Here is a 19,237-nt window from a genome sequence, read left to right on the forward strand (position 1 = left end):
CAGAAAATGTCTGCCATTCAAAACCGCTATGAATTTGTTTACTTTTTTGATGTAACCAACGGCAACCCCAACGGAGATCCCGATGCGGGCAATATGCCGCGCCTCGATCCCGAATCCAGCAAAGGCTTGGTAACCGATGTCTGCCTGAAACGCAAAATCCGTAATTTTGTAGAAATCAGCAGCGAAAACGAAGCCGGTTATGAAATCTACGTTAAAGAAAAAAGCGTGTTGAACCTGCAAAACAAACGCGCTTATGAGGCTTTAGGGATTGAACCAAATACTAAAGAAAAAAAACTGCCAAAAGACGAAGCCAAAGCCCGCGACATTACCGCTTGGATGTGTAAAAACTTCTTTGATATCCGTACCTTCGGCGCCGTGATGACCACCGAAGTCAACAGCGGGCAAGTGCGCGGCCCGGTGCAACTGGCATTCGCCCAATCCATCGACCCCATCGTGCCGCTGGAAGTTTCCATCACTCGCATGGCGGTAACCAACGAAAAAGACTTGGAAAAAGAACGCACCATGGGGCGCAAATACATCGTCCCTTACGCGCTATACCGCGTGCATGGCTTTATCTCCGCCAACCTTGCCGCCAAAACCGGTTTTTCAGACAACGATTTAGCCAAACTCTGGCAAGCCCTGACGCTGATGTTTGAACACGACCGCTCCGCCGCCCGTGGCGAAATGGCGGCGCGCAAACTGATTGTTTTTAAACACGACAGCGCACTCGGCAGCCAGCCTGCACATAAACTGTTTGACGCCGTGAAAGTCGAACGCGTAAACGGCGAATCAGGTACGCCCGCAAGCGGTTTTGGCGATTACAAAATCAGCGTGGTTTCAGACGGCCTGAATGGCGTGAGTGTGGAAGAGTATTTGTAAGTTTTTAATAAGTCAGGAGTAACGATATGAAATATTGGTTAGTTGGAGCCTCTTGGGGAGGACAGGATCATCAAGATCAGTTTTTTGTTAAAAATGGTTATTGGATGCTGGGATGGGGAGCAGAAGATCAACCTGAACAATTTCAAAGAGGAGAACAAATACAAGTAGGTGATCGAATTGCAATCAAGCGAATGAAGGGGCAAGGATCATCTGAAATCAGAATCTTACATATAGGTATTGTTAAAGGCGTTATTGCCGAAACAAACAAAGTCATTTGTGTTATTGACTGGATAGTTAAAGATTTGGATAGAAGTGTTGAAAGTAGGGGGTGCTTTAAGAGTGTCCATGGTCCATACGATAAAGATGAATGGATAGAGAGAATTTTTTGTCTATAACAAAAATTTATTGAAAATATTGAAAAAATGACCGCACTTTCAACCGAAAGCCAAAGGGAAAATCAGTACATGCGCCTGATTCCCCTTTCTGCTCTGCAACACTACGCCTTCTGCCCGCGCCAATGCGCCTTGATTCATAACGAGCAGGCGTGGGCGGAGAACTATCTGACCGCGCAGGGCAAGGCGCTGCATGAGCGGGTGGATTCGGGCGAACCGGAAACGCGCAAAGGCGTGCGCTTTGAGCGGACGGTGCATGTGTCGGCGGAGAAGCTGGGCATCAGCGGCGTGTTGGATTTGGTGGAAGTGGATACGAAGACAGGCCGTCTGAAACCCGTGGAATACAAACGCGGCAAGCCCAAACCCGACCCAATGGACGAAATCCAGCTTTGCGCCCAAGGTTTGTGTTTGGAAGAAATGACGGCGCAAACCGTTTCTGAGGGCGCGCTGTGGTATATGCAAACCCGCCACCGCGTCCCCGTCGTGTTTTCAGACGACCTGCGCGCCCAAACACTCACCACCATCGCCGCCGTGCGCGAACTCTTGAACAGCGGACAAACTCCGCCGCCTAACTACGGCAAACGCTGCAAAGCCTGCTCACTGCTGGAGATTTGCCAGCCGGAATTGCTGGGGAAACGGGATAGGAGTGTGGGGTATGTGGCGGGGTTGTTTGGGGAAGATAAATTTAATGGAGTATAAGAATGAATTCATTACCAATAGTTGATGTATTTGAAACACCTTATGAAATATGGACATACAGAAATGCAACCTTAGATGAAGGTATCCAACACTTACAGGAGTATGGACGTCCTATTTTTCAAGTACGTGATAAGTTAGAAAAAAGCATATCAAATGCATACGAAGCGGCGGTTCATATGGCTTTAATAGGAGCGGATAATGCATTAGAAGATCATATTAATAAAGCATTAAATTCAAGCTCTAATTTTAAAATTTGGCGACAAACTATGCCTAGCAAAACGCCCATTCAGTTAACTAATTATCAAAGAAAACATACTTTTGATAATAGTGTTGTACAAGAGATAAATAAAATAGATTGTATTTTAAGCGACGGGCAATTCCTATTTCATGGTGGTTGTTGGATGGGAGAGAATTCTATTGGAACAGAATATATAACATCATCACCATTTTCTACATCATTTTGCCCGCAAGTTGCTTTGCGCAATGCCGAGTGGGGAGGAAAAGCCTATGATGCTGGAGTGATTGATTTATTAGTTTTAAAAGTAACTCAACCAGATACAAGAGTTTTTTCTTACAAGATAAAAGGTACAGACAAGGGAAATGAAAAAGAAGTTTTATTTTCTAGTGATGCAAAATTAAAACTTATTAGTTCAGAAACTATTCGTTGTGATTATAAAGTGTGTAAAGTTATTCCTAATAGCACTAGATGTGTTGAAAAAGAAGTTTGTATTAATGTGAAACTAGTTGAAATATCTTAGCAACCTAACAATTATTTTTAGGTGGTCGAATCATTAACAAAAGAAAGTCAGAGTAGGTCGGATACTTGTATCCGACAACCGTTTGATATTTATGTAATTTAAAATTGTTGCTGCAATTTTGAAAATGTCGGATTCAAGAATCCGACCTACCATTTTTCAGGTAGCCCAACCCTGTTAAACGCCCAAAAAAGTGCGGTCAAACCCCAAGGAGTTTTCCCATGCGCAAACTGCAAAACACGCTCTATATCACCACCCAAGGCAGCTATCTGCATAAGGAGCGGGAGACGTTGGTGGTGGAGCAGGAACGCAAGAAGGTGGCGCAGTTGCCGGTGCATTCCATCGGGCATATTTTCTGTTTTGGGAATGTGCTGGTGTCGCCGTTTTTATTGGGGTTTTGCGGCGAAAATAATGTGAATTTGGCGTTTTTTACCGAAAACGGGCGTTTCTTAGGGCGGCTTCAGGGGCGGCAGAGTGGCAATGTGCTTTTGCGTCGGGCGCAGTATCGGGTGTCGGAGCAAAATCCCGTACCAATTGCACGCAATATCATCGCGGCGAAGATTCAGGCGAGTAAGCGGGTGCTTCAGCGGCAGATTCGCAATTACGGCGAGAATGCGGCGATTCAAAATGCGGTCGATTCTTTGAACATTTCGCTGCGGCAGTTGAAGGGCGCGGACGGGCTGGACGTAGTGCGCGGCATCGAAGGCGATGCGGCGGCACGTTATTTCGGTGTGTTCGGGCAGCTTTTGAACGAAAAAAGCGGCTTTTCTTTTGACGGGCGCAACCGCCGTCCGCCCAGAGACGGGGTGAATGCGCTGTTGTCGTTTGTGTACAGCATTTTGGGCAAGGACATCAGCGGCGCGCTGCAAGGCGTGGGGCTGGATCCGCAGGTGGGTTTTCTGCACGCCGACCGACCGGGGCGCGACAGTTTGGCGCAGGATATTTTGGAAGAATTCCGCGCGTGGTGGGCGGATAGGTTGGTGCTTTCGCTGATTAACCGCGGACAAATCAAACCGCAGGATTTTGTTGCCGAGGCAAGCGGCGCGGTTAGCCTGAAAGCCGATGCGCGTAAGCTCTTGTTCCAAGCCTTGCAGGCGAAAAAGCAGGAGAAAATTGTGCATCCGTTTTTGGGCGAAGAAGTGGAAATCGGGCTGCTGCCGTATATTCAGGCAATGCTGTTGGCGCGACACTTGCGCGGGGATTTGGCGGAATATCCGCCGTTTTTGATGAGATAGGTTTGCAGGTCGTCTGAAAACGGGTTGGATGTTTTCAGACGGTCTCTAAAGCAGCCTTGCACATGGGAATACAAAATGCTGATGCTGATTACTTACGATATTTCGCTGGAAGACGCGGAAGGACAGGCAAGGCTGCGGCGCGTAGCGAAATTGTGTCTGGACTACGGCGTGCGCGTGCAATATTCGGTGTTCGAATGCGACATCGCGCCCGATCAGTGGGTCGTTTTAAAAGACAAACTCTTAAAAACCTACAACCCCGAAACCGACAGCCTGCGCTTTTACCATCTGGGCAGCAAATGGCGGCGGAAAGTGGAACACCACGGCGCAAAACCGACGGTGGATGTGTTTAAGGATACGTTGATTGTGTGAATCGCCAACCTGTTGTTCTCATGAAAATGTGGCAGGATTAGCGAATTAGGATTGTTCTTTAACAATCAGGATATTGCAAATGTGGGTATAACAGAAAAGGCTGTGTTATACTCGCATTTCTGCTTTTCTTGGGAGCTTAGCGAAATTGGGGCTGCGAAACCTGATGGAGCAAGGCTTTTGAGAGAGGCTCCAGCCGCCTTCGGGCGGCTGTGTGTTGAAACAGGGTATTCATGCTCCATTGCGCCTTCAGTGGTGTCCAGCCGCCTTCGGGCGGCTGTGTGTTGAAACAAGCCGTATAAAGACCCTTACGACATGTACGAATACCAGCCGCCTTCGGGCGGCTGTGTGTTGAAACATCCTTATAGGGATTGAAAGGCAGGCCGTTTTTCACCCAGCCGCCTTCGGGCGGCTGTGTGTTGAAACGTTTACGCTGAAATCTTGGCTGGTCAGCTCAATCCCAGCCGCCTTCGGGCGGCTGTGTGTTGAAACCTCGTAGAGGGCGATAGCGTGTTCGTCTTCGCCCCAGCCGCCTTCGGGCGGCTGTGTGTTGAAACTGTGGTATTGGGTATTAGGGGGATGGCTGGATTTCGCCAGCCGCCTTCGGGCGGCTGTGTGTTGAAACGTAGTCGGCGGCGGCTTTGGCTTCGGCTTCGCGCGCCCAGCCGCCTTCGGGCGGCTGTGTGTTGAAACCTGAGTCAACTTGTCGATTCTGTCTTCATCAAACCAGCCGCCTTCGGGCGGCTGTGTGTTGAAACAATAACAGTTGAAATGCCATAATACATAGCACGACCCAGCCGCCTTCGGGCGGCTGTGTGTTGAAACTTTCATAGCAGCCTGCTTAAAGACAGCACACTCCCAGCCGCCTTCGGGCGGCTGTGTGTTGAAACGGTAGAATCCGCCATGTTCAGGTGAACGAATTTCCCAGCCGCCTTCGGGCGGCTGTGTGTTGAAACTAAATATCGCCTGTCACCTGACACAATCTACGTCCCAGCCGCCTTCGGGCGGCTGTGTGTTGAAACCTTGCAAGAAATGTCTGTTGACTTGTCGGCAGAGTTCCCAGCCGCCTTCGGGCGGCTGTGTGTTGAAACACCGTTATCGATTGCGCCTATGCCGCCATGCGCCGCACCAGCCGCCTTCGGGCGGCTGTGTGTTGAAACGTCCGAGGTTAGCTTGATAAACAGGCCGTCTGATCCAGCCGCCTTCGGGCGGCTGTGTGTTGAAACGCCTGTATTGATTCGGTTGAATCGGGTAACAGTTCCAGCCGCCTTCGGGCGGCTGTGTGTTGAAACTTGAGATGTGAGGTACATATTATCTTCGTCCCTTTCCCAGCCGCCTTCGGGCGGCTGTGTGTTGAAACACGTTCAACATTCTCGGATTTTGTGCCAGTTGCTGCCAGCCGCCTTCGGGCGGCTGTGTGTTGAAACTTTCAAATGCCCAATTCAGTAAAGGTGTTTGGAATCCAGCCGCCTTCGGGCGGCTGTGTGTTGAAACCGTACGGCTGATAGGCTGACAAGTATGTTGACCTACCAGCCGCCTTCGGGCGGCTGTGTGTTGAAACAATCCAAGTTTCCAATTCAGGAATTGAAACCAAAGTCCAGCCGCCTTCGGGCGGCTGTGTGTTGAAACCTAAGCTTTACCTATACACAAACCATGCCATCAGCCAGCCGCCTTCAGGCGGCTGTGTGTTGAAACTTCAGCAACTACGAACTCTATGCTGACCTATCCCGTTAGCCGCCTTTGGGTGGCTGTATGTTCAAATATTACCTAAGCAGGCCACTCTTCTTTTGATCCTTCGCTTTCTGAGGCTTTAGTGAAAGCAGTAGAGGATATTAGAAGCAAGTTATAAAGGTTAATAAATGACAATGCCGTCTGAAAAAGTTTCAGACGGCATTTTTTCTATTTACATATTAAATTTAATATCATATTATCATTGCATGATATCAATCTGAATTTTTTAGAATTTCAATATGAAACCCCTAATTTACTACGCCCATTCCGCGCAAGACGAACTCGGCAATCTCTTACCTTACGAACATTGGCAAACCTTGCAAAGCCATTCGGTCAATGTTGGTGAAATGGCGGCGGAGTTTGCTTGGGTATTCGGTGCGCAGGAACAGGCCTGTCAGACGGGAAAGCTACATGACTTAGGGAAATACTCGGAACCATTTGACCGTCGATTGCATGGCGGCCCATCAGTCGATCATGCTACTGCCGGAGCCAAAATTGCATAAAACGCTTGCTTTAGAGTGGAGGCCAAAGTATAAACTGTGGTTATCTTACTTAGGCTAGATAACTTTATTAATGAATTTAAAGGCAAAAATAATGGAAAATAAACAAACCAATTCAACCATCAAATCTCGTGCAGCGGTGGCATTCGCACCGAATCAACCCTTACAAATTGTGGAAATCGACGTGGAAATGCCACGCAAAGGCGAGGTGTTAATTCGTAACACTCACACGGGCGTGTGTCATACTGATGCATTTACGTTATCAGGAAGCGATCCTGAAGGCGTATTCCCTGTGGTGCTTGGGCATGAAGGTGCGGGTGTGGTTGTTGCTGTGGGCGAAGGTGTGTCAAGCGTAAAACCGGGTGATCACGTCATTCCTCTTTACACCGCTGAATGTGGCGAATGTGAGTTTTGTCGTTCAGGTAAAACCAACTTATGCGTCTCAGTGCGAGATACGCAAGGTAAAGGTTTAATGCCGGACGGCACGACGCGTTTTTCTTATCAAGGTCAGCCGATCTATCACTATATGGGCTGTTCGACTTTCAGTGAATACTCAGTTGTTGCCGAAGTTTCACTGGCGAAAATCAATCCAGAAGCAAACCATGAACAAGTATGTTTGCTTGGCTGCGGCGTTACCACAGGTATTGGTGCGGTACATAATACGGCAAAAGTACAAGAAGGCGACTCTGTGGCGGTGTTTGGCTTGGGGGCGATTGGTTTGGCGGTGGTGCAAGGTGCGCGTCAAGCCAAAGCCGGTCGCATTATCGCTATTGATACCAATCCTTCAAAATTCGAGCTGGCAAAACAGTTTGGTGCAACTGATTGTTTGAACCCAAACGATTACGATAAACCGATCTAAAGATGTGTTGTTAGACATCAATAAATGGGGCATTGACCATACCTTTGAATGTATCGGCAATGTAAACGTAATGCGTCAAGCATTAGAAAGCGCACATCGTGGTTGGGGACAATCCATTATCATCGGCGTAGCGGGTGCAGGACAAGAAATTTCAACGCGTCCGTTCCAGTTGGTAACGGGTCGTGTTTGGAAAGGCACGGCATTTGGCGGCGTGAAAGGTCGCTCTGAACTGCCGAAAATGGTGGAAGATTCAATGAAAGGCGATATCGAGTTAGAACCGTTTGTAACCCACACAATGACACTCGATCAAATCAATGAAGCCTTTGAGTTAATGCACGAAGGTAAATCGATCCGCGCTGTTATTCATTACTAAGGTACGCGATGAAACTGATTGAACAACATCAAATTTTTGGTGGTTTGCAGCAAGTTTGGGCACACTATGCCCAAACACTTCAATGCGAAATGAAATTTGCCGTCTATTTGCCGGATAATCAGGAAAATAGACCGCTTGGTGTGATTTATTGGCTTTCCGGCTTAACGTGTACTGAACAAAATTTCATTACCAAATCAGGCTTTCAGCGTTATGCGGCAGAACATCAAGTGATTGTGGTTGCGCCTGATACCAGCCCTCGCGGAGAGCAAGTGTCGAACGATGCTGCTTATGATTTAGGGCAAGGTGCAGGCTTTTATCTTAATGCGACCGAACAGCCTTGGGCGACAAATTATCAAATGTATGATTATATTTTGAATGAGTTGCCTAGTCTGATTGAGGAAAAATTTCCTACCAACGGCAAACGTTCCATTATGGGACATTCAATGGGCGGGCACGGCGCATTGGTATTAGCATTGCGAAACCGGGAACGTTATCAAAGTGTTTCTGCCTTTTCGCCCATTTTGTCGCCAAGCCTTGTGCCTTGGGGAGAAAAAGCCTTTTCTGCCTATTTAGGAAAAGATTGCGAAAAATGGCAGCAATATGATGCCAGCTCGCTCATCCAACAAGGCTATAAAGTGCAAGGTATGCGCATTGATCAGGGCTTGGAAGATGAGTTTTTGCCAACACAATTGCGTACTGAAGATTTTATCGAAACCTGTCGTGAGGCAAATCAACCGGCCGATGTGCGCTTCCACAAAGGCTATGATCATAGCTATTACTTCATTGCCAGTTTTATTGGTGAGCATATTGCCTATCATGCGGCATTTTTGAAGTAAGTCGAAGAAGTGATTGGTGAATCGACCAAATGTTGGTATGAACGTTAATTTTTTATGTTAACGAAAATAAAAGGCATCAATCTGATGCCTTTTATTTTTATAAATAATAATAAAAGTACTATTAAAATGAGCTTCTTTCTAGAATCAGCATAAGGAGGACTTTGCAAAACCTACTTGCTCACTCTGCTTAAATATCTCCCCATTCCAATCCGAATCGCTGTAAATATTTCCTCAATCGGTCGCTGTCATTGACTTTTGCTCTTTCTGTTCGGGAGACGTTGAACAATGCACGGCCGGCGGCGGCCATGTTGGGATGTTTGCGGCATTCGTCGATAACGTGTTGCAGTTGTAGTTTGTCGAATAAATCCAATGTCTCCCAATCGACTTTATCGGGGTAGTCTTGTTCTTTTTCAGACGGCCTGTTATGTAGGAGGCCGTCTGAAAAGGGTTCTTCCGACCATAGCCATTTGAGGCGTTCGATTTCGGCTTGGACTTGTTCTACCTGTATCCTGCCTTGCGGCGCGAGTGTGGCCAGGCGCATGATGCTGGCGGCGAGGTCGCGGAAGTTGCCGCGCCACGGTGCTTGGTTGGAGTGGGCAAAGTCGAGGTAGGCGGCCAGGGCTTCTTTGTTGAAGCGGGTAGTGCGGCCGAGTTCTTGTGAGGCTAGGGCAAGCTGGTGTTCGACGTTGGGCTCGATGTCTTCGCGACGGTTGGCGAGTGCGGGCAGTGGGTAATTCCAGATGTTGATGCGGGCGAACAGGTCTTCGCGGAAGCGTCCGGCGCGGATTTCATGGCGCAGGTCGCGGTTGGTGCCGGCGATGAGTTGGAAGTCGCTTTTGACTTCGCTGTCGCTGCCGACGGGATAAAAGTGTTTTTCTTCAATTGCTTTGAGCAACATGGCTTGCTCGTCTAAGCCCAATTCTCCGATTTCATCTAAAAACAATACGCCGCCATCGGCAGTTTTCAAATAGCCTTCACGTTTTTCTGCAGCGCCTGTAAAGGCGCCTTTTTTGTGGCCGAACAGGGCAGACGCTGCGCCGTCGCCGCGAAGGGTGGCGCAGTTTACATCGATAAATGTGCCTTTAATCAGATGGCGCGCTTTTTTCAATTCAAAAATCCTACGTGCCAGCATGGATTTGCCTGCGCCTGTGGGGCCGGAAAGCAGAATGGGGGAAGGGGAATTGAGCGCGACTTGTTCGATTTCGGCAATCATGCGGTTGAAGGCGGCGTTTTGGGTGGAAATGCCGCTTTTCAGGTAGCGCACTGCGTCATCACGTACGGCGGCAAGGCGTTCAGCTAATACGTCGTAACGAGCCAAGTCTAAATCGATAATTTCATAACTGCCGACATTGCCGTCCTCCATACTGCGTCTTTGGTTTTTCGGCGGCGCGGTTTGTAACAGTACGCCGGGGATTTGACGCGATTCCACCAATAAAAACAGGCAGATTTGGGCAACGTGTGTACCTGTCGTGATGTGGGTGAGATAGGTTTCCTCTTCTGTATCAAATGGATAGCTTGCTGCCCAATCGTGCAGCTTGGTATAAACCTCTGAGAAGTCCCACGGGTTTGCCAGCTCCATAGGCACGAGATTGACGACTGTGTGCGGCGATACTTGCTGAATATCGGCTTTTACATGATCAGCCAGTTCGCGGTATTTTTCAGCATAAAACAGCTCCATGCGGTCAAGATGAAAATCCTGACGCTGATTCATGGCGACATTCGGCCGCCATTTCAACCAACGCCCTTGACCGAAACCACTGTCCAATACCGTACCGAGAAAGCTGACGGCGACTTGTTTTTTGTTACTCATCTTTTATTCCGTTTATTCCGTTCGAGTCTCAGATAGCCTTGTATTCAAGCTGCCTTCTTCATGTTTGAGATGGCCTGAAAAACTCTTTTTACTCAGGCGGTATCACTAACATAGGAATAACAAGCGTCCATTTTTCCAGCTGTTTAGTACCGATTTTTTCTGGGATACGTTGGCGAAATGATTCTCCTACTTCGTCTAAATAACGTACTCTGAAAGTGTTGGCGTAGGCGGTAGTTTTTGTCGGCAATGGTGGTAATTTAACGGTACGGGCAACTTCAATATCATCAGAAAGGAAAATATATCTGCCATCCTCCGTTCGTTTCATTTCCAGTGGATCGTCTTTTTTCAGTTTCGCAGCAGTAAACAGGCGTTGTTTCACAGTTTCGACATTGTTGTGACAAACGATGAAGTCGATATCCAAATCACTTTTGCTGTCGATTTTTCCCTCTGCTGCCGTGTTTCGATAAGCTGCCAAACGTCTGTATTCGGTATTCAAATCAGGTAATTCGGTAAAGATTTGAGCCACTCTTTCAATATTATCAGGTAGCTTTGCCATCCAAGGATGCTCTGGAGTAGTTTGCAGTAGGGTCAATGTTTCTATGGCACGAGTCATAGCAACGTAATAAAGCCTCTGTTCGGCTTCGTCAGCTCCCTGCCAACCTCCGTCTAAAATAAAGACGTGCTTAAACTCCAATCCTTTGACTGCATGTGCCGTGCCTAGAAATATACCTTCCGAACGGGTTTCATGTTCATCACCTACATACTCGTAGAGCCAGCTTTTCAGAAAGGAGGACGAATATCGGTTAACAGTGCCACTACCGTTTTCACACGACCCGCTGTCTTCTATGGGCGACACTTTAATTTCTGCCTCACGACTATCTGCAAGGTTATCTGACTTTTCAGGTAGCTTCTCATCTTGCAGTGGATATTCGTTTAAGAAATCAGTTTGTAATTGCCTAAACCAAACGCACCAACTACCCCCACTTTTTTTCACTTGTTCACTAATAAGTTCTGCAAAAGCTTGTGATGTAAGGCCTTCGGTTTGTTTTTCCACGCCATCAATCAGGCGGACAAACTCACGGGTGTGGCGTAATTTGATTTTGCTGCTTTTGTCGGCACTCAAAAAATAAGGTATGCCGTTTTGTTCACACCATGCCTGCAGAGGTTTGAGACTAGCATTATGACGGGATAAAACTGCAATCTCATTCCATGCGACTGCGCCCAAGGTTTTCAGACGACCTATTTCAGTGATAACAGCTTGTCCCTGTATGTTGCTGCTGCTACCGAACGGCAGGCTGATGTGGCGCACACGCCCCTGCCGTATGCTGTCTGTTGCAGCCCATACGCCACCGTTGGGCTGTGTTTGACGTTCAGGGTTGATAACAATCGGATGCAGTGTTTTCAGACGACCTGTCAGACCATTTATCACGCTGTTGGCAGCGCTGATGATGTGCTGCGTACTGCGGTAGTTGTAGGTCAAATAGTCAGGTTGGGCAACGTCGTAGTCTTTTTGGAAACGGTGGATGTACTCGTTGCTGGTGCCGTTGAAGGCGTAGATGTTTTGGTCATCGTCGCCGACCGCCAGAATGGTCAGCTTGTCTTCTTCAGCCCGCTTCCTACCCGCAAGCGCAGAAACAAGCCGGTAGTGTTCTTCACTGATGTCTTGGTATTCATCTACCAGAATATAGCGGAAGCCTGCCATGATACGTTCGCGTGTTTCATCGTTACCATCATCGTTTTCAAGGTCGTCTGAAAGCATAGCGGCAGCCTGCCTGCACCATTCTTTAAACTGACTTTTGCCGTATTCTCGGTTGTTGCCGTCAAAGCGCACACCCAAAAGCCGCATTGCCATACCGTCATAAGTCATAACCGTAACGGTAGCAGCAAGAGGGCCGACCAGTCCGAACAGGCGGCGCTTGACCTCCTGAGCCGCCAAACGGTTGAAAGTCAATACAATGATGGCGGATGCGGGAACATGTTGCACCCGTAAAAGGTAGGCAACACGGTGTACAATAACTCGCGTTTTTCCTGAACCCGGTCCGGCAAGAATAAGACGGTTGCTGCCGCTTTGGTCGGTAACAACGGCTTTCTGCATCTCATTCAGCCCGTCTGTAATTTCGCGCAGGGTTTGTGGCGATGCAGGCTCGTCTAATTCTTTCAGACGACCTTTAAACCATTTATTTTTAAAATTCTTTTCTTCCAAGCCAAAGTAATCACGCACCAAATTCAACCCTTCAGTAAGATTTTTCAGTGCGCGAAGGGCATATTCCTGCATCACATGGATTTGAAAGCGTTTTTCGCCGTAAAAAATGGAAAGCGGTTTATAGTCCTCCGCAAGATACTGGCGTTTATCTGAGAGTGCTTTTGGATTGGGTGTAATAGTCATGGCATGTCTCAGAATGGTCATGCCGTGATTGAGTTTGATAATGCCTTGTTTGTGCATAAACAGCAGTGTCTGCCTGAGCAGAAGCTCGCGACGGTCAGCCGGGATTTGTACCGATAATACCAAATCGTCGGCAAGCTGCTGCACCAATTCACCCATACGGGTTTCAACCATTACGTCTTTTTGACGCACTCCATTGGTTTTTGCCATCAGGAATGGTAAAAGGCACAGACCGATATTACGGCGAAGTTCGGCATTGTTTTGTAGGTTTTCCCAACTGTCGCTTTTGGGATTCTTGAAACGTACTTTCAAAAGGTTGTTGCCAACATCACGGATTTGGAAACTTCCACTGCTGTTTGTTCGCTCTGCTGCTTTATCATCGGCAAGCGACTGCATCAGAAGTTTGATTTCAGCAGGATTGGTTTCTAAACCTACCTCATGCATTTGGTGGCAGACAGCGCTCAATGAGAGGTTTTGCCAAATACCTTGATCTGCTTCTGGAATTTCGTTTTTTAAAATCTGCCAGATTTTTTCCTCACAGGCGATAACTTGTGCCAGACGTTTGTCGGCAGACTTTATGTTATCGGTACGCAAAATGACGGTCATATGCGTATCGTTGGTAAGGATACCCAATTCCTCCAGCTTTTTTAGATGACCTCGCAATTCGGTGAAACTACATGCTGTTGCCTGCACCAAATCATCGGTACTCAAAGGCGCGTCCTCTGGCGCTTTAAACACAATTTCGGCAATGGTTTGGTAAATTTCCGAGATACGCTTACTGAACTTGTTTTTTTCAATAATCGCCAGTGCCTCATCTAGATTCAGACGACCTGAACGTGCGGGGAAAATACGGGTTTGATTTTCCTTACGCTCTAATAAGTCTGCACGTTCCAACCATGCCAATACGGTTTTGACTTTGGTATCTGCCTGTCTATCATCGCTGTCAAAACTCATGTACTCCTCGGTGTCGCGCAAGATTTCTCCACCTGTTGCCACGATTTCACCGCAATGGTCTTTGCCGTATGCCGCCTGATTCAGCCAACCAACTTTCTTCCACACTGATTTCAAATCGCGCAATTCGATTTGCGACATTTTGCTGATGGAAAACTGTGTGTCCACGTCTTTGCCGTCATACAGCAACACGCATTTTGCATCTGCCTGATCACGCCCTGCTCTGCCCGCTTCCTGCAAATAATTTTCCAGCGATCCGGTGATTTCAGCGTGAATAACCAAGCGTACGTCAGGTTTATCCACGCCCATACCAAAGGCGTTGGTGGCGACAATAACGCGCAAACTACCGCCAATAAACTGGTTTTGAATATCGGCTTTTTCGTTGTTCCCCAAGCCTGCATGGAAATGCTCACATGCCCAGCCTTGTTCTTTCAGGTAAGCCGAATAGGTTTCCGCACTTTTCCGCCGTCCGACAAATACCACGGCTCCACCGCTTTGATGATCAAGTTCACGATGCAACAGCTCGTTGATTTTTTGCTTCTTAAGGCCATCTGAAATCTCCAGCACATCGTAAAACAGATTGTCGCGCTCGTTGTCACCAATAAATTGGCGGAACTCAATACCAGCCTCCTCACGGAAATGGTTAGTGATGTCGGCGAGGACATCGGGTTTGGCAGTAGCAGTAAAACAACTTACTGGGGCCATCGTACCGTTGTTTTTGCTGTGTTCAGCGATAAATTTAACTGCGTATAGATAATCGGGACGGAAATCATGGCCCCATTTAGACAGACAATGTGCCTCATCGAATACCCAGCCGTTGATTTGGCGTTGCGAAATAGCGTTAATAAAACTGGTGTTGCGGAACTGTTCAGGCGCGACAAACAAAATGCCGATATCGCCTAAGGCTATTTTGTCTAAAATTTGGGCGCGTTCAACCACCTCAACCAAGCCGTTAAGCATAGCAGCGCAGGTAGCTCCTTTTTTCTCCAAACCGTCCAACTGATCTTTCATCAGCGATTGCAAAGGTGAAACAACTATTGTCAAGCCTCCGTTGCGGTAGTAGCGGTTGAGTGCTGGCAACTGATAACACAAGGATTTGCCGCCGCCCGTGGGCAGCACCGCCAGCGTATGCAACCCCTTCATACCTGATTGCACCACAGCACGTTGTCCACCATCAAATCCTTTTACATCGCGAAAAGTAGGCAGTTTGAAATAACGCTGTAACTGCGCCTCAGGATTGAGCGTATCCTGACAATAACGGCATTCCGTACTACCGCAATCATGGTCGCGCAATTCGGCAATCAGCCGAGCCGTATCGGGAAACTGGTGCCTCACCCACGGAGCTAACACAGAATTACCACCAGAGACATTTAACCAAGATAAGGCATAGCCGAGGGAAGGATATATGGCAGGATTGCGGATGTCAGTTTTCATTAACTCCAAAAAACGTGTGCGGCAGACTTTCAGACGACCTTGATTATTGTTGTCCTGCATTATCAACCAAATAGTGTCGATCAGTTTCTTGATATCTGGCGATGTATCATGCTCGGGAATCATAATGTCTTCTGAAAGACGATACGGCAGGGGTATATCAGACAGGGCTGTCCACAGCGCAAACTCCTCGGGCTTTTCGGCTTTGATTTTTCCGAACGCAGTGCATTGGTCTTGAAAAAGCTGCCAGCAAGCGTGACAGTCGGCGAGTGGGGAATTAATTTCAGAAGAGATGATTTTATGGTTTTTGATTAGTCGGTGATACGGATTTTGCGGAAATGCCAAAGGCGAGAGCCACAGCGTATCGATAACAGGCACTTTAAGCCATGCGGCTTCGGGCACTACGGCCTTCAAATATTTCAAATCGTGCCGGAGGATGTTGTGCCCCATCAGCCACTTTAATCCACTGGTCAGATGAGCCATTTCACACAAGGCGGTATGAAACCCCTTTTCTCCACGAAAAACTTTTTCAAAAAACAAACCTGAGTCGGGGCGGAATGCACCGATTTTGAACGGCTTGTCGGTTTTTGGATCGACTTCCAAATCAATGATAAGAACAGCGGGGATTTGTCCTTTTGTAGCGGTATTCATTTTTAGACGACCTCTAAACAAATTAAACAATTCTTTCCAGGACAAACACGCCGTAATCATCGCCCAACGGCAGCTCGAAATCCGTATGCAGGATTTGGCGTTTTACTTGTACGGTTTCGTCAGTTTTCGGATTAAAGCCTTCTTTTAAGGCCGTCTGAAAATACACACCGAAGCCGCGTTTCTGCCACGCAGGCAGTTCGTTGAAATTAATATTGTTTTCAAATAACAAATCGTGCTTTTGCACGCGTGTCAGGCCGCTGACGGCATCTGTAGCGCGGGACGCGCTTTCTCCTTTCTTGCGCAGCATCCAATAGCAGTGGGCGTTGAGCGCGTTGCGGTATGAGTCTTCGTGTCGCCAACGGAAATAATCGACCACCGGTTTTTCGTTCGGCAAAACGCAAACCCGTGCATCAAAAGCAGCAGGTTGCCCGTGCGCCACAGAAAAGGCGGCGCTGGCTTCACCAGCCAATACAGAAATGATTTTGCGCGTTTTGCGTTTGAACGTATCGTCGTCTCGACGCAGCAATAGTGAAATTTCATCGCTTTCCGAATAGCCGTACACCACATTGAAGCCACATTTCATCAAATGACGGACGGTGTGCGCCATCAGATCGCGGAAACGAATGTCGAACGGGGCTTCAAACTGCCAAATTTCCTTGGTTAGTCGTGTAAAACCGCGCCCGTCTAAGCGGACAACAATAAAATTTTCCTGTGGTACGCAAAAATCATAAGCAGTTTCGTATTGTCGCAAGCGTTTGTCCAAATCATCGAATCTCATCATATATCCTTGTATATTTTATTTTCTATATAACTATCTATAAATATATTTTTCAGCATTCTACGCTTTTTGCTGATAAAAGCTACTTTAAAATATATTTTCTTTATATTCAATAAATTAAAAATTATTTTTATAAATATTTTATTCTTGGCACGCTGTTGGCTATGTTGTGAATGTAACGATACAGCAGATGCTTCGGGAAATACAGTTACCAGAGAAAAATTTTCCGTAAATTTAGTTGCTGTGTGGTTACAGGGCGAATGCCAACAAGACTACATTTGGATTAACAGGTTCGAATCCTGTCTCGTCTGATAGACGTTGAACATCTTGTTTATTTAGTCGCCCACCCTTTTCCAATATGGCAGGCAAATGCCTAGGGAAACTACAACATGGATATCCTTATGTCGCAGGTTCGAGTCCTGTCTCTGTTGTTCCAAATAGCAGAGTAGCTCAGTTGGTAGAGCCAAGGCATGTTTCCCTTAAAAACTTGTTGCGTGCCATATTAGTTTTACGGCAGCAGGCGGATGCTCGGAGAGGGTACATTAACCTTTCACGTTAAAACCGTTTCTCTTCATGTTTATCAGCTACGCCGCCCCCATTCGAGGCCGTCTGAAATATTCGGGCGGACCGATATAAAAACCGTTTTCGGTGCATTCGGCAAATGCCGGAGAAATTACAGCCTGTAAAGCTCGAGGTCGCGGGTTCGAGTCCCGTCTCTGCCGCCAACTATGGCAGAGTAGCTTAGTGGATAGAGCGCGTAAAAATTTCTCCACTCTTTGTTGCCCAATGTGCCACCCCCTTATGGGCGAATACCATTAGGATTACATTCCTTCCTTGCTACAAACCCGAATGATCCTAATTAAACTAGTCGCCCTACGGCAGTAGGCGGATGCCCGGAAGAGAATACATTAGCTTTCAGTTAAAAACGCTTCTCTTCATCTTTAGCCGCCACACTGCCACCCATTCAAGGCCGTCTGAAAAACAAAGCTAAAACAAGTTCAGACGGCCTCAAACCAACAATATGAAAGAAAATGAAAATGGCTAATACTACCTTGTTTCAATCGATTAAAAACCGTTTTACTAAAACCGATACCCATAATGAAGCCGGCGGCATCGCCTACACGTTGACACCTAAACAACAGCTTGCCCAGCTTGCCGCTACCGGTTGTCTGAACAATACCTACTATGCCGACGCCCAAAGTCAGCTTGACCAAGTGTTGAAATTGGCAGAAAGCCTGGATGCCGAGTTTATCGCCAAAACCGCCGTATATGCCCGTCAAAAAGGTTTTATGAAAGATATGCCTGCGCTGTTGCTTGCCGTGTTGGCGCAAAAAGATGTGAACATGCTCGCCCGCGTATTCGACCAAGTGGTGGACAACGGTAAAATGTTGCGCAATTTCGCACAAATTATCCGCAGCGGCGCAGTCGGCAGAAAATCCTTCGGCAACCGTCCGAAAAAACTGATGCAGACCTGGCTTTTGACCGCCACCGAAAAACAACTGTTGAACGCCGCCATCGGCAATTCGCCGTCGCTGGCAGACGTGGTCAAAATGGTGCATCCGAAACCGCGTGAAGCATGGCGTGCCGCATGGTTTGCATGGCTGATCGGCAAACCGTACGACCGCGAAGCATTGCCGCCCATTACCCGCGCTTTTGAAGACTACAAACAAAGCCGAGAAGGCGAATTGCCCAATGTTCCTTTCCAAATGCTTACAGCTTTAGACTTGAACAGCGGCGGCTGGGCGCAAATCGCCCATAACGGCTCATGGCAGCAGGTTCGTCAAAACCTGAACACTTTCCTGCGCCACGAAGTGTTTGCCAAAAGCAAAAACATCAAAATGGTGGCAGAAAAATTGCGTGACGAAACCGCCATTGCCCGCGCCCGTGTCCTCCCTTACCAGTTGCTGACTGCGTATCAGGCGACATCTGAACAGATGCCGTTTGAAATTCGCGAAGCCCTGCAAGATGCGATGGAAACTGCCGTACAAAACGTACCGGTAATCCAAGGCAAAGTCGTGGTTTGCCCGGACGTCTCCGGCTCTATGCACAGTCCGGCTACCGGCTATTGCGGCAGTGCATCCACCAAAACCCGCTGTATCGACATCGCCGCGCTCGTGTCCGCCGCTATGTTGCGTACCAATCCGCAAGCCCGCGTGATACCGTTTGAGCAAATCACGGTAAACGTGAAGCTCAACCCGCGCGACAGCATCATGACCAACGCCGAAAAACTCGCCAATGTCGGTGGCGGCGGAACGGCTTGCAGCGCACCGCTCGCCATGTTGAACCGTGAAAAAGCCGAAGTGGATTTGGTTGTCATTGTGTCAGACAACGAAAGTTGGGCAGATGACAGCCAACAATGGGGCGCAACAACCAGCCTGATGAAGGAGTGGAATATTCTGAAACGACGTTGCCCAGAAGCCAAACTCGTTTGTCTGGATATCCAGCCCTACACCAAGGCTCAAGCACGAAACCGTCAGGATATCTTGAACATCGGTGGCTTCTCCGATCAAGTATTCTCCCTGATTGGTTCCTTTGCCGAACGAGGTATGGGTACAGATTTCTGGGTAGAAGAGATTGAGAAAACACAGTTGGCAGCTGTGAACTGAAG

General features: G+C 47.8%; 11 protein-coding genes, 2 pseudogenes and 1 CRISPR repeat array. Of the genes and pseudogenes, 10 read left to right on the plus strand and 3 right to left on the minus strand.

All coding sequences use genetic code 11. The features are described 5' to 3' along the window. Positions 1-6 precede the first annotated feature (6 nt). The 9 genes and pseudogenes from cas7c to fghA all read left to right on the plus strand — a co-directional run bounded on the left by cas7c (position 7) and on the right by fghA (position 8,625). Positions 7-879 (plus strand): type I-C CRISPR-associated protein Cas7/Csd2, encoded by an 873-nt coding sequence (cas7c, locus tag O3682_RS00590; RefSeq protein ID WP_371507998.1) that lies wholly within the window; start codon positions 7-9, stop codon positions 877-879. A gap of 26 nt (positions 880-905) precedes the next feature. Further along, positions 906-1,274 (plus strand): hypothetical protein, encoded by a 369-nt coding sequence (locus tag O3682_RS00595; protein WP_371507999.1) that lies wholly within the window; start codon positions 906-908, stop codon positions 1,272-1,274. 27 nt (positions 1,275-1,301) lie between these two features. Beyond that, positions 1,302-1,970 carry a CRISPR-associated protein Cas4 gene (gene cas4, locus O3682_RS00600; RefSeq protein ID WP_371508000.1) on the plus strand — a complete coding sequence of 223 codons (669 nt, stop codon included), beginning with the start codon at positions 1,302-1,304 and terminating at the stop codon, positions 1,968-1,970. A 2-nt stretch (positions 1,971-1,972) separates the two neighbouring features. Further along, positions 1,973-2,728 (plus strand): hypothetical protein, encoded by a 756-nt coding sequence (locus O3682_RS00605; RefSeq protein WP_371508001.1) that lies wholly within the window; start codon positions 1,973-1,975, stop codon positions 2,726-2,728. 218 nt (positions 2,729-2,946) lie between these two features. Beyond that, the gene (gene cas1c, locus O3682_RS00610; RefSeq protein WP_371508002.1) at positions 2,947-3,960 is read left to right on the plus strand and encodes a type I-C CRISPR-associated endonuclease Cas1c; all 1,014 of its coding nucleotides are present in this window, start codon (positions 2,947-2,949) and stop codon (positions 3,958-3,960) included. Between the two features lie 75 nt (positions 3,961-4,035). After that, positions 4,036-4,329, plus strand: a complete 294-nt coding sequence (cas2, locus tag O3682_RS00615) for a CRISPR-associated endonuclease Cas2 (protein WP_003746238.1) — start codon at positions 4,036-4,038, stop codon at positions 4,327-4,329. Positions 4,330-4,518: 189 nt separating this feature from the next. Continuing rightward, positions 4,519-6,021: direct repeats of the CRISPR family, unit length 32 nt; unit sequence CCAGCCGCCTTCGGGCGGCTGTGTGTTGAAAC. A gap of 275 nt (positions 6,022-6,296) precedes the next feature. Beyond that, positions 6,297-6,557 (plus strand): annotated as a pseudogene (locus tag O3682_RS00620) (HD domain-containing protein); the annotation flags it as partial. A 94-nt stretch (positions 6,558-6,651) separates the two neighbouring features. Continuing rightward, positions 6,652-7,789: pseudogene (locus tag O3682_RS00625) on the plus strand (S-(hydroxymethyl)glutathione dehydrogenase/class III alcohol dehydrogenase). 8 nt (positions 7,790-7,797) lie between these two features. Further along, a complete protein-coding gene (fghA, locus tag O3682_RS00630; protein WP_371508003.1) occupies positions 7,798-8,625 on the plus strand; it encodes an S-formylglutathione hydrolase in 828 nt (275 codons plus the stop codon). A gap of 187 nt (positions 8,626-8,812) precedes the next feature. Here the strand turns inward: fghA and rtcR are convergent, their stop codons facing one another. From rtcR to O3682_RS00645, 3 genes are all read right to left on the minus strand, one after another. After that, complete coding sequence (gene rtcR / locus O3682_RS00635) at positions 8,813-10,435, minus strand: RNA repair transcriptional activator RtcR (protein ID WP_371508004.1); 1,623 nt, start codon at positions 10,433-10,435, stop codon at positions 8,813-8,815. A gap of 88 nt (positions 10,436-10,523) precedes the next feature. Further along, on the minus strand, positions 10,524-15,851 hold the full coding sequence (locus tag O3682_RS00640) for a RecQ family ATP-dependent DNA helicase (protein ID WP_371508005.1): 5,328 nt from the start codon (positions 15,849-15,851) through the stop codon (positions 10,524-10,526). A 22-nt stretch (positions 15,852-15,873) separates the two neighbouring features. Continuing rightward, positions 15,874-16,629: a tRNA(His) guanylyltransferase Thg1 family protein gene (locus O3682_RS00645; protein ID WP_371508122.1), complete on the minus strand. Its 756-nt coding sequence runs from the start codon at positions 16,627-16,629 to the stop codon at positions 15,874-15,876. A gap of 1,031 nt (positions 16,630-17,660) precedes the next feature. On the opposite strand from O3682_RS00645, the gene O3682_RS00650 reads away from it, so the two are divergent. Beyond that, positions 17,661-19,235, plus strand: coding sequence for a vWA domain-containing protein (locus O3682_RS00650; RefSeq protein WP_371508006.1), 1,575 nt, complete (start codon positions 17,661-17,663; stop codon positions 19,233-19,235). Positions 19,236-19,237: the final 2 nt, after the last annotated feature.

This window comes from Neisseria sp. 27098_8_112, from assembly GCF_041433235.1.
In the GTDB taxonomy this organism is placed as follows: Bacteria; Pseudomonadota; Gammaproteobacteria; order Burkholderiales; family Neisseriaceae; genus Neisseria.

Bases quoted from the DNA above. Each gene is read 5' to 3' on its own strand.
- cas7c (WP_371507998.1), top strand. From the start codon at position 7: ATGTCTGCCATTCAAAACCGCTATGAATTTGTTTACTTTTTTGATGTA.
- O3682_RS00595 (WP_371507999.1), top strand. From the start codon at position 906: ATGAAATATTGGTTAGTTGGAGCCTCTTGGGGAGGACAGGATCATCAA.
- cas4 (WP_371508000.1), top strand. From the start codon at position 1,302: ATGACCGCACTTTCAACCGAAAGCCAAAGGGAAAATCAGTACATGCGC.
- O3682_RS00605 (WP_371508001.1), top strand. From the start codon at position 1,973: ATGAATTCATTACCAATAGTTGATGTATTTGAAACACCTTATGAAATA.
- cas1c (WP_371508002.1), top strand. From the start codon at position 2,947: ATGCGCAAACTGCAAAACACGCTCTATATCACCACCCAAGGCAGCTAT.
- cas2 (WP_003746238.1), top strand. From the start codon at position 4,036: ATGCTGATGCTGATTACTTACGATATTTCGCTGGAAGACGCGGAAGGA.
- fghA (WP_371508003.1), top strand. From the start codon at position 7,798: ATGAAACTGATTGAACAACATCAAATTTTTGGTGGTTTGCAGCAAGTT.
- rtcR (WP_371508004.1), bottom strand. From the start codon at position 10,435: ATGAGTAACAAAAAACAAGTCGCCGTCAGCTTTCTCGGTACGGTATTG.
- O3682_RS00640 (WP_371508005.1), bottom strand. From the start codon at position 15,851: ATGAATACCGCTACAAAAGGACAAATCCCCGCTGTTCTTATCATTGAT.
- O3682_RS00645 (WP_371508122.1), bottom strand. From the start codon at position 16,629: ATGAGATTCGATGATTTGGACAAACGCTTGCGACAATACGAAACTGCT.
- O3682_RS00650 (WP_371508006.1), top strand. From the start codon at position 17,661: ATGAAAATGGCTAATACTACCTTGTTTCAATCGATTAAAAACCGTTTT.